This window comes from Pseudomonas sp. CCNWLW23 (assembly GCF_037095675.1).
Lineage (GTDB): Bacteria > Pseudomonadota > Gammaproteobacteria > Pseudomonadales > Pseudomonadaceae > Aquipseudomonas > Aquipseudomonas atacamensis.
The window spans coordinates 178473-193564 of sequence record NZ_JBAWKM010000005.1; the positions used below are offsets into that span (position 1 = coordinate 178473).

Here is a 15092-nt window from a genome sequence, read left to right on the forward strand (position 1 = left end):
TTCCCCAACGGAAAAACCGGTAAGGACTTTATGTGCGGATTAGCTGGCGAGTTACGTTTTGATCAACAACCTGCAGACCTTGCAGCGATCGAGAGAATCACCCATCACCTGGCCCCTCGCGGCCCTGACGCGTGGGGCTTCCATGCCCAAGGGCCGATTGCCCTGGGTCATCGACGCCTGAAAATCATGGACCTGTCGGACGGCTCGGCGCAGCCGATGATCGACAGCCAACTGGGCCTGTCCCTGGCGTTCAACGGTGCGATCTACAACTTCCCGGAACTGCGCGCAGAGCTTGAAGCACTGGGTTATGCCTTCTATTCGGGTGGCGACACCGAAGTGCTGCTCAAGGGTTATCACGCCTGGGGCGAGGCACTGCTGCCGAAACTCAACGGTATGTTCGCCTTCGCCATTTGGGAGCGTGATGCCCAGCGCCTGTTCATCGCCCGTGACCGTCTCGGCGTAAAGCCGTTGTACCTGTCGCGCACTGGCCAACGCCTGCGCTTCGCCTCGGCATTGCCAGCGCTGCTCAAGGGCGGCGACATCAACCCGATTCTCGATCCGGTGGCGCTCAATCACTATCTGAACTTCCACGCGGTGGTGCCTGCGCCGCGCACCTTGCTGGCCGGTATCGAAAAACTGCCGCCGGCCACCTGGATGCGCGTTGAGGCCGATGGCCGCACCGAGCAGAAAACCTGGTGGACCCTGCCCTACGGCCCGAATGAAGACGAGAAAAACCTCAATCTGGAAGACTGGGTCGATCGCGTCCTCGACAGCACCCGCGAAGCGGTGGCGATTCGTCAGCGTGCGGCAGTGGATGTCGGTGTGTTGCTTTCGGGCGGTGTCGATTCGAGCATGCTCGTCGGCCTGTTGCGCGAAGTCGGCGTAGAAAATCTGTCGACCTTCTCCATCGGTTTCCAGGATGCCGGCGGCGAGCGCGGCGACGAGTTCCAGTATTCGGACCTGATCGCCAAACATTACGGCACCCGACATCACCAGTTGCGCATCGACGAGAAGGAAATCATCGAGCAACTGCCCGCCGCGTTCCGGGCGATGAGCGAGCCGATGGTCAGCCATGACTGCATCGCGTTCTATCTGTTGTCCCGCGAAGTGGCCAAGCACTGCAAAGTCGTGCAGAGCGGCCAAGGCGCGGACGAACTGTTTGCCGGTTACCACTGGTATCCGCAGGTCGACGGCGCGGCGGATCCGTACGCCGCTTACCGCGATGCGTTCTTCGATCGCAGCTACGACGACTACGCGGCGACCGTTCAGCCGAAATGGCTGGTCGACCACGATGCGGCGGGCGACTTCGTCAAACAGCACTTTGCCCAGCCCGGCGCCGAGGCTGCCGTGGACAAGGCGCTGCGCCTGGACAGCACGGTGATGCTGGTCGATGACCCGGTCAAACGCGTCGACAACATGACCATGGCCTGGGGCCTGGAAGCGCGCACGCCGTTTCTCGACTATCGACTGGTCGAGCTGTCGGCCCGTGTGCCGGGCAAATTCAAGCTGCCCGATGGCGGCAAGCAAGTGCTGAAAGAAGCTGCGCGCCGGGTCATTCCAAGCGAAGTGATCGACCGCAAGAAAGGCTACTTCCCGGTGCCGGGTCTCAAGCACTTGCAGGGCGACACACTCAATTGGGTGCGCGAGCTGCTGCTGGATCCGAGCCAGGATCGCGGCCTGTTCAACCCGAGCATGCTCGACAAGCTTTTGACTGATCCGCAAGGCCAGCTGACCCCGTTGCGCGGCTCGAAACTGTGGCAACTGGCAGCCCTGAACCTGTGGCTCAGTGAACAAGGAATCTGATTGATGAAACCCCATGCCACGTCCATCAACCAACGCCTGTTGCGTGGTCAGGCCCCCTCGTATGAACGTTTGCAGGCGCGCCTGGCCGAAGACGGCAGCGAGCCTGCCACCGCCCCGATTGCCGTGCATTGCGGTTGGGGCCGGCTGCTGATCGGTCACACCTTTCCCGACCCGGCGTCACTGGCGCAGGAGCTGCTCAACGAGCAACCCGGCGAACGCGATATCGCCCTGTATGTTGCCGCACCGCAGCAGATTCTGGGTCTCGAGCCGACGCAGCTGTTTCTCGATCCATCCGACACCCTGCGTTTGTGGTTCAGCGATTACCGGCAAGCCACGCGGGTGTTTCGCGGCTTCCGCATTCGTCGTGCGCAGAGCGAAACCGACTGGCAGGGCATCAACCGTTTGTACCAGGCGCGCGGCATGTTGCCGATCGATCAGGAGTTGCTCACCCCGCATCATCAGGGCGGCCCGGTGTACTGGCTGGCGGAAGACGAGGACAGCGGCGCGGTGATCGGCAGTGTCATGGGTCTCAATCATGAAAAAGCCTTCAACGACCCGGAACACGGCAGCAGCCTGTGGTGCCTGGCGGTCGACCCGCATTGCTCACGCCCGGGCGTCGGCGAAGTGCTGGTGCGGCATCTGGTCGAGCACTTCATGAGTCGTGGTCTGGCTTATCTGGATCTGTCGGTGCTGCACGACAACCGTCAGGCGAAAAACCTTTACGCCAAACTGGGTTTCCGCAACCTGCCGACCTTTGCCATCAAGCGCAAGAACGGCATCAACCAGCCGCTGTTTCTCGGCCCGGGCCCGGAGGCGAATTTCAATCCTTACGCGCGGATCATCGTCGAAGAAGCGCATCGACGCGGTATCGACGTGCAAGTCGATGACGCCGACGCCGGGCTGTTCACCCTCAGCCATGGCGGCCGTCGCGTGCGCTGCCGCGAGTCGCTGAGCGATCTGACCAGTGCGATCAGCATGACCCTGTGCCAGGACAAAAGTCTGACCCACAAGGTGCTCAAGGCCGCAGGCCTGAAACTGCCGGCGCAGCAACTGGCGGGCAATGCCGACGACAACCTGGCCTTCCTTGATGAGCACCAACGGGTGGTGGTCAAGCCTCTCGATGGCGAACAGGGCCACGGCGTCGCGGTGGATCTGCGCACCATCGAAGAGGTGCAAAAGGCTATCGAAACCGCCAAGCAGTTCGACAGTCGCGTGCTGCTGGAAAGCTTCCACGAAGGCCTTGATCTGCGCATTGTGGTGATCGGCTTTGAAGTGGTGGCGGCGGCGATTCGCAAGCCCGCCGAAGTGGTCGGCGATGGTCAGCATTCGATCGGTGCGCTGATCGAAGCGCAGAGCCGCCGCCGGCAAGCCGCCACCAGTGGCGAAAGCAAGATTCCGCTGGACCACGAAACCCAACGCACGCTGCATGCGGCCGGTTACGACTACAGCAGCATCCTGCCGGCCGGCGAGCATCTGTTCGTGCGGCGCACGGCCAACCTGCACACCGGCGGGACGCTGGAAGACGTGACCGACATTCTTCATCCAACGCTGGTCGACGCGGCCGTGCGCGCGGCGCGGGCGCTGGATATTCCGATGGTCGGGCTCGATCTGATGGTGCCGGCAGCGGATCAGCCCGAGTACGTGTTCATCGAAGCCAATGAGCGCGCCGGCCTCGCCAACCATGAACCGCAGCCGACGGCGGAACGCTTTGTCGATCTGTTGTTTCCGCATAGTCAGCCGGCTGTTTCTTGAACCATCGTTGTTCCGGCTGACGCCTTCGCGAGCAGGCTCGCTCCCACAGGGGAATGCAATCCAAATGTGGGAGCGAGCCTGCTCGCGAAGAGGCCCTGAACGTCACCACCAATTTTCCTCATCGAAACCATCGGTGTGCTCAACTCATCAGGAGTTTCCATGACCACACAAATCCCTGAACCGGATCTGGCTTACCTGCAAAAAGTCCTGCTGGAAATGCTCGCCATTCCCAGCCCTACCGGGTTCACCGACACCATCGTGCGCTATGTCGCCGAGCGTCTCGAAGAGCTGGGCATTCCGTTCGAAATGACCCGGCGCGGCACGATTCGCGCGACGTTGAAGGGCAAAAAGAGCAGCCCTGACCGCGCAGTGTCGGCGCACCTGGACACCATCGGCGCCGCCGTGCGTGCGGTGAAAGACAACGGTCGCCTGACCCTCGCCCCGGTTGGTTGCTGGTCGAGCCGTTTTGCCGAGGGCAGCCGGGTCAGCCTGTTTACCGACACCGGGGTGATTCGCGGCAGCGTGTTGCCGCTGATGGCGTCCGGGCATGCGTTCAACACCCAGGTCGATGAAATGCCGATCAGTTGGGACCATGTCGAGCTGCGTCTGGACGCCTACTGCACGACCAAGGCCGATTGCGAGTCGCTGGGCATTCATGTCGGCGACGTGGTGGCCTTCGATCCGCTGCCCGAGTTCACCGAAAGCGGCCATATCAGCGCCCGCCATCTCGACGACAAGGCCGGCGTTGCCGCACTGCTTGCCGCGCTCAAGGCGATTGTCGACAGCGGCCAGGAACTGAACATCGATTGCCATCCACTGTTCACCATCACCGAGGAAACCGGCAGCGGTGCAGCGGCGGCATTGCCTTGGGACGTCAGCGAGTTTGTCGGCATCGACATTGCACCGGTCGCCCCCGGCCAGCATTCCAGTGAACACGCCGTGAGCGTGGCGATGCAGGATTCGGGCGGGCCGTATGACTATCACCTGTCGCGGCATCTGTTGCGTCTGGCCGATGAACACGAATTGCCGGTGCGCCGTGACATGTTCCGCTATTACTTCAGCGATGCGCACTCGGCGGTCACCGCCGGGCACGATATTCGCACCGCCCTGCTCGCTTTCGGCTGCGATGCCACTCACGGCTACGAGCGTACGCACATCGACAGTCTGGCAGCGCTCAGCCGTTTGCTTGGTGCGTACATCCTCAGCCCGCCGGTCTTTGCCAGCGACGCGGCACCGGCCAATGCTTCACTGGATCGCTTCAGCCATCAGATTGAGCATGACACGCAGATGGAAAGCGAAACCCGCGTGCCGCCGGTGGACAGTCTGGTGGGGCAGCGTTCTGACAGCTGAGCCTTCGGTGAACAGATAACCGCTTTCGCGAGCAGGCTCGCTCCCACAGAGACCGCATTTCAAAGGTGGGAGCGAGCCTGCTCGCGAATTGCCCGGCACGGCCAATACAGAACTGGCAGACGAAACCCAATCCCCGTAGCATCCCGACATTGATTTGACCGAGGTGCCCATGCTCATTCCCCACGACGCGCTTGAAGTCGACACCCTCACCCGCCTGATCGAGGATTTCGTCACCCGCGACGGTACCGACAACGGCGATGACACCCCGCTGGAAACCCGCGTCCTGCGCGTGCGCCAGGCGTTGACCAAAGGCCAGGCCCTGATCGTGTTCGACCCGGAAAGCGAACAGTGCCAGCTGATGCTCAAGCACGACGTACCCAAGCATCTGTTCGACTGAAACCGTCAGCCAGCCTTCGCCGCGGCCTCCTTGCGCTTGATCCGGTCATAGACCTCGGCGCGGTGTACATGGACCTTTTTCGGCGCCTCGACGCCGAAGCGCACGCTGGAGCCGTTGACCGACAGAACACGCAGGGTGATGTCGTCTCCGATTGAAATCAACTCACCGACCACACGGCTGAGTACAAGCATGGGATTCATCCTTCAGGACTGGCAAACCCTGAAGATGCGCGGCTTACAGCGTCTTCACAATCCACGACGAGCAAATCAGTCTTGCCCTACAGCTGCCCACGCCCACAGCTGTCAGACGCTTCGCACAAAAGCCTCAGGCGGCGGAAAAGCGCGGCCCGAACAGAATGATGCTGGCACCGACCACGCACAGGGCCATGCCGATCCAGTCCGAGCCCAGCGGACGCACCCGCTCGACCACCGCCAGCCAGCCAATCGAAGCAACGATGTAGATCCCGCCATACGCGGCATAGGCGCGCCCGGCGTAGGCCGCTTCAACACGGGTCAGCAACAGCGCGAACAGGGTCAGGCTGAGCAACGCGGGAAGCACCCACAACGCACTCTTGCCCTGGCGCAGCCACATGTAGAAGGCAAAACAGCCGGCGATTTCAAACAGCGCCGCAAGGAAGAACCACAAGTAATTGAGCATGGAGGCGTCTCGACAGGGTGACCGTGGCGGCCACCCTAACGACGCGGCGGGCATCGAACAAGATCAAGCGTTGTTTTGTTTGGCCTTGGCGCGCATTTTCTCGGCCATGGAAGTCATTTCGTTGTAGAGCAGTTGCGGATTCTTCTGTTTGAGGGCCCAGGCCATGCGCCCTTGTTCGTGAGGCAGAATCAGGAATTCGCCGGCGGCGACTTGCTGGTAGATGTAGTCAGCGATGTCGGCGGCACTGATCGGCGAACTTTCCAGCAACTTGCCGACCTGGGCTTTCATGGCCGGAGTCGGGCCACGGAAAGAATCGAGCAAGTTGGTCTGGAAGAACGATGGGCAAACCACATGCACCGCCACTTCCTGCTGTGCCAGTTCGATCAGCAGACTTTCCGACAACGCCACCACGCCAGCCTTGGCCACGTTGTAGTTACTCATTGCCGGGCCTTGCATCAACGCGGCCATGGAGGCGATGTTGATGATCTTGCCCTTGCTCTGTTCCAGCAGCGGCAGGAACGCCTTGCAGCCCTTGACCACACCCATCAGGTTGATCGCGATCTGCCAGTCCCAGTCTTCCAGCGACAACTCGCTGAAGAATCCGCCCGAGGCGACGCCGGCATTGTTGACGATGATGTCGATGCCGCCGAGCTTCTCCTCACAGGCCTGGGCGAAGGCGGTGAGCTGGCTGTAATCACGCACGTCGCAGCGCTGGATGAAGCCGTCACCGCCCGCCTCGCGCATCAGTTTCAGGGTTTCCTGCAGGCCGGGTTCACTGACATCGGACAAGGCCAGCCGCCAGCCTTCACGGGCCCAGCGCAGCGCGATTTCGCGACCCAGGCCTGAGCCTGCACCAGTGATCATCATGCGATTTTGCATAGCGGACAGCCTTGTTGTTCCGGGAGAGATGCGCCGAGTGTAGCGAAGGAACTTCGTTCACCCACGCTCCATCCAGTTGCTGAATGGAGGATCAAAAGATTCCAGCCGTCATTGTTTTCGGGTTGGTCTGATGTAGGAGCTGACGAGTGCAACGAGGCTGCGATCTTTTTGCTGGAAAGGAAATAACCGAGCAATCCAAATACATTAAAAAAACATTGAATTTTTTTTCACCGGCGCAAGTCGGAACATGTAAGCCGGCTGGAATTTAGTTGCTCTCCAGCTGCCCACTGAGCATCAAGACTCTTCCAGACTCTGAACAAGGAAATCACCCATGGGCACAATTCTAATCATCATCCTGATCCTGTTGCTGATCGGTGGTCTGCCGGTCTTCCCGCACTCCAGAAGTTGGGGTTATGGCCCGTCGGGTATTATCGGCGTGGTGTTGGTCGTGCTGCTGGTGCTGTTGTTACTCGGCAAGATATGACGATTTGAAGCTGTAAAAAAAGAGGCCCTTTTGCAAGGGCCTCTTTTTTATTGCGTGGACTTTAAGGAGTGATCAGTCCGGCTTGCCGTGAATGACACCGGCGGTGTTATCGAGCAGGCTCTTGGTTGCGGTTTGCAGGAACGCTTCAAGTTTGAGTTTGAGTTCGGCAGTGCGCGGCGCGTCTGGCACAACTTCGGCGTGCGGGTTGGCGCCAAGCTGATATTTCCAGATTTTCGGGCCCATGTCCTTGTCACGCGGCAGCACCAGAATCTCATCGGCGGTGACGATGGCGGTGGTCTGCTCACTGCCCGATGGCTTGATCACACCAAAACCGGTGTCGCCCTGCGGCAGGTTGAGCAGGTCGCGGCCCCAGCACTGGTGACGCACTTCGCCACCGAGGCGGCCCATGATGGTCGGCACGATGTCGATCTGCGTACCCACGGTGTGGTCGCGGGTACCGAACTTCTGCTGGATGCCCGGGGCGATCATCAACATCGGCACGTTGAAGCGACCCAGGTCCATTTCGGTGATCTGGCGCTCGTTGCCGAAGCCGTGGTCGCCGACGATGACGAACAGGGTTTCGTTGAAGTACTTCTCTTTGCGCGCCTTCTCGAAGAACTGGCCGAGCGCCCAATCGGAGTAGCGCATGGCGGTCAGGTGTTCGTTGAGGCTGCCACGGTCAGTGACGCGCTCGACCGGCAATGGCGTGGGCAAGGCGTACGGCGTGTGGTTGGACAGAGTTTGCAGCAGTGCGTAGAACGGCTTGCCGTTTTCCCGCGCCTTCAGTTCTTGCAGGCCACGATCGAACATGTCCTGGTCGGACACGCCCCAGGTCGGATCGGAGAACACCGGATTGACGAAGTCGTTGCGGCCAACGAAGTTGGTCATGCCCTGGTTGCTGAAGAAGCCCGACTGGTTATCCCAGGCGAAGTCGCCGTTGTAGACGTAGACATCGTCATAGTCGCGGGCGCTGAGCAGCTGCGGCAGACCGGACAGTTTGTGGCTGCCTTCCGGGGTCTGCATCAGGTATTCGAAACCCGGCAGGTTGGGGAAGCAGGCCATGGTCGCGAACATGCCCTGGTGGGTGTGGGTGCCGTTGGAGAAGAAACGGTCGAACAGCAGACCTTCCTTCGACAGCTTGTCCAGGTACGGGGTGATATTGCCCGGCGCGCCCAAAGCACCGACCGAGTGACCGGCCATGCTTTCCATCAGGATCACCACGACGTTCTTGATCGGCAGGGTCTTGTCGGCCGGCGGCATGTAGTCGCGGCGAACAGCGGCGATGTCGGCATCGACCAGTTTGTCGTCCGGCATCAGCAGCATGTCGCGCACCACTTGCTGCGCCTGTTCCTGCGGCAGGGTGGCTTTCCAGATGTTGTCGCGGTCTTCGCCCATGCGCGCCTTGGCTGCGGCGACCAGCGACAGCGTGCCGTTGAGGCCGAGCTGGTTGGCAAAGTTGGAATCGGTGGTGTAGACGTCACCCCAGCGCATCGGCGGGCCTTGACGCAGGGTGCCGCGAGCGGCGACCACGCAGATCAGCAGGCATACCACGAACACCGCAAGGCGGGTGTACCACGGCGCAACCTGACGGGAGCTGACGCTGCCGCCGCTGAACGGTCCCCGCGGGCGGGTGGCGCGGTCGGCGCCTTTGAACGCCAGGGTCAGAATGACCGTACCGATCACCCACGCCAGCACGTAGCGAACCACCGGGAAACCGTACCAGAGCATGCTCATTACGGTTTTCGGGTCTTCCTTCACGTACTGGAACACCAGACCATTGAGGCGCTGGTGAAACTCGCGGTAGAAGTCCATCTCCATCAGGCCGAGAAACAGCGCGATGCTCGACGCGACGGTCAGCCACAGACGGAAGAAACCGCGCGCGGCCATGGCCCGGGCACTGAACAGTGCCAGCACCAGCGGAATGCACAGGTAGACGACCAGGCGCAGGTCGAAACGCAGACCGTTGACGAACGCTTCAAGGAAGGTCGCGGCCGGGGTGTCGAGGATCATCTCGCGGTTGTAGACCAGCAGCGCAAGGCGCAGCGCGGAAAACATGACCATCATGACCAGTGCGCACAGCAGCGTGTAGGCCAGATGCGATTTGACGGTCGGTTGCAGCACGCGAGCAGAAGATCGCTGCTGATTCAGGGCGTCCGGGTTTGCCATGTCGTTTTAGGACCCATTGGAAGTTGAAGTTGCAAAAATACAGCGGCGCCAGGCCCTCTATTGGTCAGTCCAGACCCCGGGGCGTGCGCGGTGCGCAAATGTTGCACGATCGTTCACACCATTGCCATTGATTACTGCCCTGCCCTTCGAGACTTTCATTCAAAGGGCTGACAGCGCAATGGCAGGCAACAAGTGCGGGCGAATTGTCTTGGAGACTTTGTGAAAATTTCGTGCAACGCATATCTGGAAATACAATTTAGAGACAAAACAAAACGCCCCGAACCGGTCGGGGCGTTTTGCTTACAGCTAATTGATTATCTCTCGGCGCGTTCTTTCAGCGCTTTCAGGGTATTGAATGGCGCATCGACCACAAACTTGTTGGCGACCATGGCCGGCACGCTACCGCCCGGCTCGGTGTGCACCTGATAAGTCACTTCAACCTGATCGCCTTTAGGCACGAACTTCCAGAAGCCTTTGACTTGCTGGACCCGGACGAAGCCTTTTTCTTCCGGCAGATAGGTCGGTACGCCTTCAAGATTACGGGTCAGGCTGCCATCGGCGCCCTCAACGGTGGTGATCTTCAGCACCGAATCACGCGGGGTCACCGGCCATGGCGTGTTGAATTGCGAATAGGTCCAGCTCAGATCGCCTTCGTGCTTGAGCAGTTTCTGGCTCTTGCACTCGTGAATCCACGCGCAGGCGCCAGAGACGTCTTCCTGCAAGGCGCGCAGTTTGGCAACGGTGGTTTTCATCAGCGCGACGCCTTGGTAGGACTTGTAGTCCGAACCGGGTATTTCGCTCAGGGAAACCTTGATGCCGTCTTCGTTCTTCGCCACTTTCCAGTCTTCCGCGTGGGCGACCGAAGTGGCAAGTACGGCAGTCAGACCACACAACACAGCGATACGGTGCAGCGAACCCATAGTGTTATTCCTTATTGTTGAAGTTCCGTTGGTGAACACATCACGCCGCCGTCATCTGCTCCCACCAGCCGATCAATCTGATCGCTTCTTCCGAACTGCTGCCGCATACCTCGACATCCGCAGCGAAGCCCGAGCACACAGCTGGGCGTTCCGGACGGCCGAAAATGCTGCACAGGTTATCGACCGACAGTTGCACGCAACGTTCGCCGGCGGGCTTGCCATCGGGCATGCCGGGAATCGGCGAACTGATGGAGGGGGCAATGCAGCAAGCGCCACAGCCTTCACGGCATTTCATGACGAACAGATCCTCGCGACGGGCGATGTGTAAAGAGACGGGAAACAGAGTAACCGCTAAAACGACTGTTTCAAATTGCTACAAGCGGCTTTTCAACGATAAGTAAAAGTGACCGGGCAGTCTCCGACGAAGCGTCTGCTATACGCATCGAAGACGGTCGGATCTATTGCTTGAATTCAAAATCCAGCGCCGCGCCTTCCACATCGCGTCGCGCTTCGTTGCGCAATTGCAACTCCATTTCGTTGCTGAGCAAGCGGCCGTTGAGCTGGAAGCCGTTATCTTTCTCGCCAAACATCTGCGGCAGGATCGCCTCGCGTTTGGGCAGCTCCACGGTGCCCTGTGGCTTCAGATCTTCAACCATATCCTTGGGCAGGCTGAGATCGAGTTTTGCCGGCGGCAATTTGGTCTTTGCCACTTCACGGGCGGATTTCGATTTCGAGGCCACCGGGCGGCGCTTCTTCACCGTGGCGTTTTTTTTGGCCTGGGCTTTTTTTGCCGGAGCCGCGGTTTTGGTGGCTTTGTTCGTGGTACTGGTCGCTGCCGGTTTTTCCTGGGCTGCGGCCGCCAGGACACCCGGCGCCTGACCGATCATCAGCAAACCCAGCAGTACCCACGCGGCAGGAACAATCGCTTTCATGGACCCAACGAACTAACGGCAGAGGGCCACATGCTCGCCTGTTGTGCGTCACATGACAAGCCTCAGCGCCCTCCCCGTTCAGAATCCGCCAGCGGTTTCCTGACACAGCTGGGTGGCCAACAGACCCAGCGTCATCAGCGCCCGCTCCGCTTCGCGGTTCCACGGAATGCCGCAGTTGAGGCGGATACAGTGGTTGAACTGCTCGGTATTACTGAAGATCAGCCCCGGCGCGATGCTGATGCCTTGTTGCAGCGCGCGGACATGCAATTCCTGAGTGTTGACCCGCCCCGGCAAGCTCACCCAGAGGATGAAACCGCCCGTGGGCCGGGACATTTGCGTGCCCTCGGGGAAGTGCTGCTGCACCGCCAGCTGGAACGCGCTGAGGTTCTTCCGGTATTCCTGGCGGATGTAGCGTAAATGCCGGTCATAACCGCCGTTTTCCAGATACGCGGCAATCGCCATCTGCGTGACGCTGCACGCCGAATGGGTACTGAAGGTTTGCAGGCGCTGGATTTCCTGCTGGTATTTGCCAGCGATCATCCAGCCGATGCGCACACCCGGTGACAGGGTTTTGGAGAAGCTTGAGCAGTAGATCACCCGATCCAGGCGGTCGTAGGCTTTCAGCGCTTTGGTGCGGCCCTGTTCGAACATCAGTTCGCCGTAGATATCGTCTTCGACGATCTGAATGTCGAAATCCGAGGCCAGGCGCAGCAACTGTTTCTGCCGCTCTTCCGGCATGGTCCCGCCAAGGGGATTGCTCAGGCGCGTGGTCAGCACCAGCGCCTTGATCGACCACTGGTTGGCGGCCAGTTGCAAGGCTTCCAGACTCATGCCGGTGGCGGGGTCGCTGGGGATTTCGATGACTTTCAGGCCGAGCAGATCGGCCAGTTGCAGCAGGCCGTAATAGGTCGGCGATTCGGCTGCGATCAGATCGCCCGGCCGGGTCAGCACGCGCAACGACATCTGCAAGGCGTCGACACAGCCGTGGGTGATCACCACTTCCGACGGATCGACCACCACGCCAGCGTCACGCATGCGGATCGCCACTTGCCGGCGCAGCGGTTCGAAGCCGGGGCTGAACATGTAGCTGAATGCCCGAGGGCTGTGGAAGCGGGTGACCTTGGCCAATTGCTGATGCAGCGCGCGCACCGGCAGATAATCGACACTCGGCACCGCAGCGCCCAGCGGAAACACGCCTTCGCGGCGGGATTCGACCAATACCTGTTGAATGATGCTGCTGCGCGTCACCAGTCCCGGCCGTTCGACTCGGGCAATGTCCGGCGTAGGCGCGGTCAGCGCCGGGGTCTGGTGTACGTAGTAACCCGACTGCGGCCGGGCGCGGATCAGGCCCTGATCTTCAAGGTTGGCATACGCCTGCAACACCGTCGCATGGCTGACGTTGAGCTGCGAACTCATCTTGCGCACCGAAGGCACGCGCTCCCCCGGTTGATAGACACCACGGCGGATGTCTTCGGCCAGTTGCTGAGCAATACGTTGGTAGAGCAAGAGATTGGTCATGACGCAGCACTCGATTTCACGGGCGTTTTATTCTTGTCTGAAACAATACCGGAACAGTTTAGAAGTGTACTGGGACAGTTGCCAGATTACTCGACCGTACAGTGCGGTGTCTGCCCCATCTGTACGGTTTTGCGCGGCAATCGACAGACACAAAAAAGCCCGGCACTGCATGACAGTCCGGGCTTTCCAGAGACGCAGCCCTTAGCGGGCGGCGCCGAGCTGGCCTTTTTCGTCAGAGAACACGATTTCTACGCGGCGGTTCTGCGCCCGTCCACGCTCGGAGGCATTGGCATCGACCGGGAACTGGTCGCCGTAACCTTCGACCTGAATGCGTTTTTCGTCGATACCCAGATCGACCAGCACGTCAGCCACCGATTGCGCGCGATCGCGGGACAGTTTGAGGTTTTCCTGTCGGCCACCGGTGCTGTCGGTGTAACCCTCAATGCGCACCACGCGCTTGGGGTTCAGTTGCAGGAACTGGACGATCTTCAGCACGACGCGGTTGGCCGAGTTTTTCAGTTCCGCCTGGCCGGTGTCGAACAACACGTCGCCGAGGGTCATCACCAGGCCGCGATCAGTCTGCGTGGTCGCCAGCGCGACGATCTGTTCCTCCAGCCACTTGCCTTGTTGCTGCACGCTGAGCAGTTTCGATTCGCGCAGGGCCAGTTGCAGACGCTGGCGCTCAAGCTCGAGCTTGGCGGCGCGCTCCTCGTTGAGCGCCTGGTTGGTGTGCTCGCGGGCGATTTCGCTGTAGCGCTGGCTCAGGTAGGCGTAATGCACCACGTCGGCACCGCTGCCCCAATAGGTCGACAGCCGATCGGCGCGGGCCAGGGACTCGCCGGCGCGGATCACGTCCTTCGGCGCGATGCGCAGCACGTTGGAATCTTCCTTGACCTTCTGGAAATCAGCGCCGGCCTGTTGCAGCGCCGCCTCGCTGTGCTGGCCGGCGCAGCCGTAGAGGCTGGCGCAACCGGCGAGGAGCAGAATGCCGAGAGCATTGGACTTGAGGCTCATTGTGCTTCCCCCAGTTGCAGCTGCTTGCGCAGGCGGACAATGCGGGTATTGAGCACATTCAGCTGTTCTTCACTTTTTTTCGTCAGCACCTTGGCTTCGGCCAGACGTGCATCCAGTTCCGCCTGCTCGGCACGCATGCGCGCATTGCGATAGGACTCGTCGACCATGCTGCCTTTGGCGCGGTTGTACTTGGTTTCGGCCAGTTGCATTTCCGGCACTTCGTCAGCGGTGGCGCCGACTGCCTTGGCCTGCACGATGGCTTGTTCGGTCAAACGCATTTGTTCACTGGGTGCCGGATCGGATGCGCACCCGGCCAGGGCCAGAACGGCCACTGCCGCGAAAAGAGGTCGAATACTCACTAAGAATCCCTACTGTTTTGGGGCACTGACAGGTAGTGGCGGCTGTTGCTGTTGCGCCTTCCAGCGCTCGATGTTGCGTTGCAGCGCGGCTTCCGTCAGTCCGGACGCGGGCAATTCTGTCATCTTTTTGGCGAGCTGTCCGCGCAACCACGGATCGTTGCAGGCCGAGTTATGCGAAACCGCGAGGAACAGACCCGGCCGGTCGATGGGTTGTTCGAACGCCAACAGATCGCTGGTCATGCCCAATGTCTGCGCGGCGGCAAGGCCTGAGTAACGGCCGGCGAGGACATATTCCACCTCGCCCAACAGCAACTTCTGTAGTGCCTCGGTAAGGTTTGCTGTGCGGGTCAGGGTCAGATTCTGCTCGGCGAAAGTGCCGAATGCCTGGGTCATCCGCGACTTTTCCGACACCGCGCCGGCATGGCCTTTCAGGTCGCTGGCCTCGGCATAGGTCAGCGTCGAGCCTTTGCGCGTCCACACCAGATAGTCGTTTTCCAGCAGTGGCGGATGAATGAAGTCGAAGTTTTCCAGCTCGGTCACGGTCAGCGGCGCGTCGGCCAGCATGTCCATGCGCCCACTGCGCACTTCATCGAGGGCCTGCGAGCGTTTGCCGGCATACAGCAGGTCGACTTTGATGCCCAGATCCTTGGCCACTTGCTGCAACAGATCGGCACTGGCGCCGATCAGGCGCTTGGGGTTTTGCGGGTCCTGCCACAAGTACGGCGGCGCGTCCGGGCTGCCGGTGACGACCAGGCGCTCGCACTTGCCCGCGGCCATGGCCAAACCTGGCAACAGCAACCATCCCAACAACCATCCGCAGCGCAGATCCATGGCAAAACGCTCCCGCTTGAAATTCGAGAC

At 60.5% G+C, this 15092-nt stretch carries 16 protein-coding genes; 5 read left to right on the forward strand and 11 right to left on the reverse strand.

Annotated features, from left to right (window positions below):
* Positions 1 to 30 precede the first annotated feature (30 nt).
* From V8J63_RS09615 to V8J63_RS09630, 4 genes are all read left to right on the forward strand, one after another.
* Positions 31 to 1803 carry an N-acetylglutaminylglutamine amidotransferase gene (locus V8J63_RS09615; RefSeq protein ID WP_123443580.1) on the forward strand — a complete coding sequence of 591 codons (1773 nt, stop codon included), beginning with the start codon at positions 31 to 33 and terminating at the stop codon, positions 1801 to 1803.
* Between the two features lie 3 nt (positions 1804 to 1806).
* Positions 1807 to 3555, forward strand: a complete 1749-nt coding sequence (gene ngg, locus V8J63_RS09620) for an N-acetylglutaminylglutamine synthetase (RefSeq protein WP_336463941.1) — start codon at positions 1807 to 1809, stop codon at positions 3553 to 3555.
* A 159-nt stretch (positions 3556 to 3714) separates the two neighbouring features.
* Positions 3715 to 4905 (forward strand): osmoprotectant NAGGN system M42 family peptidase, encoded by a 1191-nt coding sequence (locus V8J63_RS09625; protein ID WP_024013890.1) that lies wholly within the window; start codon positions 3715 to 3717, stop codon positions 4903 to 4905.
* A gap of 169 nt (positions 4906 to 5074) precedes the next feature.
* Entirely contained in the window at positions 5075 to 5302 is a 228-nt protein-coding gene (locus tag V8J63_RS09630) for a YheU family protein (RefSeq protein WP_003172962.1), read from the forward strand.
* Positions 5303 to 5307: 5 nt separating this feature from the next.
* On the opposite strand, the gene csrA is transcribed toward V8J63_RS09630, so the two are convergent.
* The 3 genes from csrA to V8J63_RS09645 form a co-directional block, all read right to left on the reverse strand.
* Positions 5308 to 5493 (reverse strand): carbon storage regulator CsrA, encoded by a 186-nt coding sequence (csrA, locus tag V8J63_RS09635; RefSeq protein ID WP_024013891.1) that lies wholly within the window; start codon positions 5491 to 5493, stop codon positions 5308 to 5310.
* A gap of 133 nt (positions 5494 to 5626) precedes the next feature.
* Positions 5627 to 5959 carry a YnfA family protein gene (locus V8J63_RS09640; RefSeq protein ID WP_073472324.1) on the reverse strand — a complete coding sequence of 111 codons (333 nt, stop codon included), beginning with the start codon at positions 5957 to 5959 and terminating at the stop codon, positions 5627 to 5629.
* Positions 5960 to 6022: 63 nt separating this feature from the next.
* Positions 6023 to 6838 (reverse strand): SDR family oxidoreductase, encoded by an 816-nt coding sequence (locus V8J63_RS09645; RefSeq protein WP_123443582.1) that lies wholly within the window; start codon positions 6836 to 6838, stop codon positions 6023 to 6025.
* A gap of 331 nt (positions 6839 to 7169) precedes the next feature.
* Here V8J63_RS09645 and V8J63_RS09650 point away from each other — a divergent pair, with 331 nt between their 5' ends.
* Positions 7170 to 7322 carry a DUF3309 family protein gene (locus V8J63_RS09650; protein WP_003183939.1) on the forward strand — a complete coding sequence of 51 codons (153 nt, stop codon included), beginning with the start codon at positions 7170 to 7172 and terminating at the stop codon, positions 7320 to 7322.
* Between the two features lie 72 nt (positions 7323 to 7394).
* Here the strand turns inward: V8J63_RS09650 and V8J63_RS09655 are convergent, their stop codons facing one another.
* The 8 genes from V8J63_RS09655 to V8J63_RS09690 form a co-directional block, all read right to left on the reverse strand.
* On the reverse strand, positions 7395 to 9488 hold the full coding sequence (locus V8J63_RS09655; RefSeq protein WP_336463942.1) for an LTA synthase family protein: 2094 nt from the start codon (positions 9486 to 9488) through the stop codon (positions 7395 to 7397).
* 314 nt (positions 9489 to 9802) lie between these two features.
* Positions 9803 to 10408, reverse strand: coding sequence for an START domain-containing protein (locus V8J63_RS09660; RefSeq protein WP_336463943.1), 606 nt, complete (start codon positions 10406 to 10408; stop codon positions 9803 to 9805).
* A gap of 40 nt (positions 10409 to 10448) precedes the next feature.
* Entirely contained in the window at positions 10449 to 10703 is a 255-nt protein-coding gene (locus V8J63_RS09665) for a YkgJ family cysteine cluster protein (RefSeq protein WP_016770949.1), read from the reverse strand.
* Positions 10704 to 10866: 163 nt separating this feature from the next.
* Positions 10867 to 11340 carry a translation initiation factor 2 gene (locus V8J63_RS09670; RefSeq protein WP_336463944.1) on the reverse strand — a complete coding sequence of 158 codons (474 nt, stop codon included), beginning with the start codon at positions 11338 to 11340 and terminating at the stop codon, positions 10867 to 10869.
* 78 nt (positions 11341 to 11418) lie between these two features.
* Positions 11419 to 12858, reverse strand: a complete 1440-nt coding sequence (locus V8J63_RS09675) for an aminotransferase-like domain-containing protein (protein WP_024013893.1) — start codon at positions 12856 to 12858, stop codon at positions 11419 to 11421.
* Between the two features lie 201 nt (positions 12859 to 13059).
* Entirely contained in the window at positions 13060 to 13872 is an 813-nt protein-coding gene (locus tag V8J63_RS09680; RefSeq protein WP_024013894.1) for an OmpA family protein, read from the reverse strand.
* Positions 13869 to 14231: a DUF4398 domain-containing protein gene (locus V8J63_RS09685; RefSeq protein WP_336463945.1), complete on the reverse strand. Its 363-nt coding sequence runs from the start codon at positions 14229 to 14231 to the stop codon at positions 13869 to 13871. The genes V8J63_RS09680 and V8J63_RS09685 overlap by 4 nt, the downstream gene beginning before the upstream one ends.
* 9 nt (positions 14232 to 14240) lie before the next feature.
* Positions 14241 to 15062 (reverse strand): substrate-binding periplasmic protein, encoded by an 822-nt coding sequence (locus tag V8J63_RS09690; RefSeq protein ID WP_125926388.1) that lies wholly within the window; start codon positions 15060 to 15062, stop codon positions 14241 to 14243.
* Positions 15063 to 15092 lie beyond the last annotated feature (30 nt).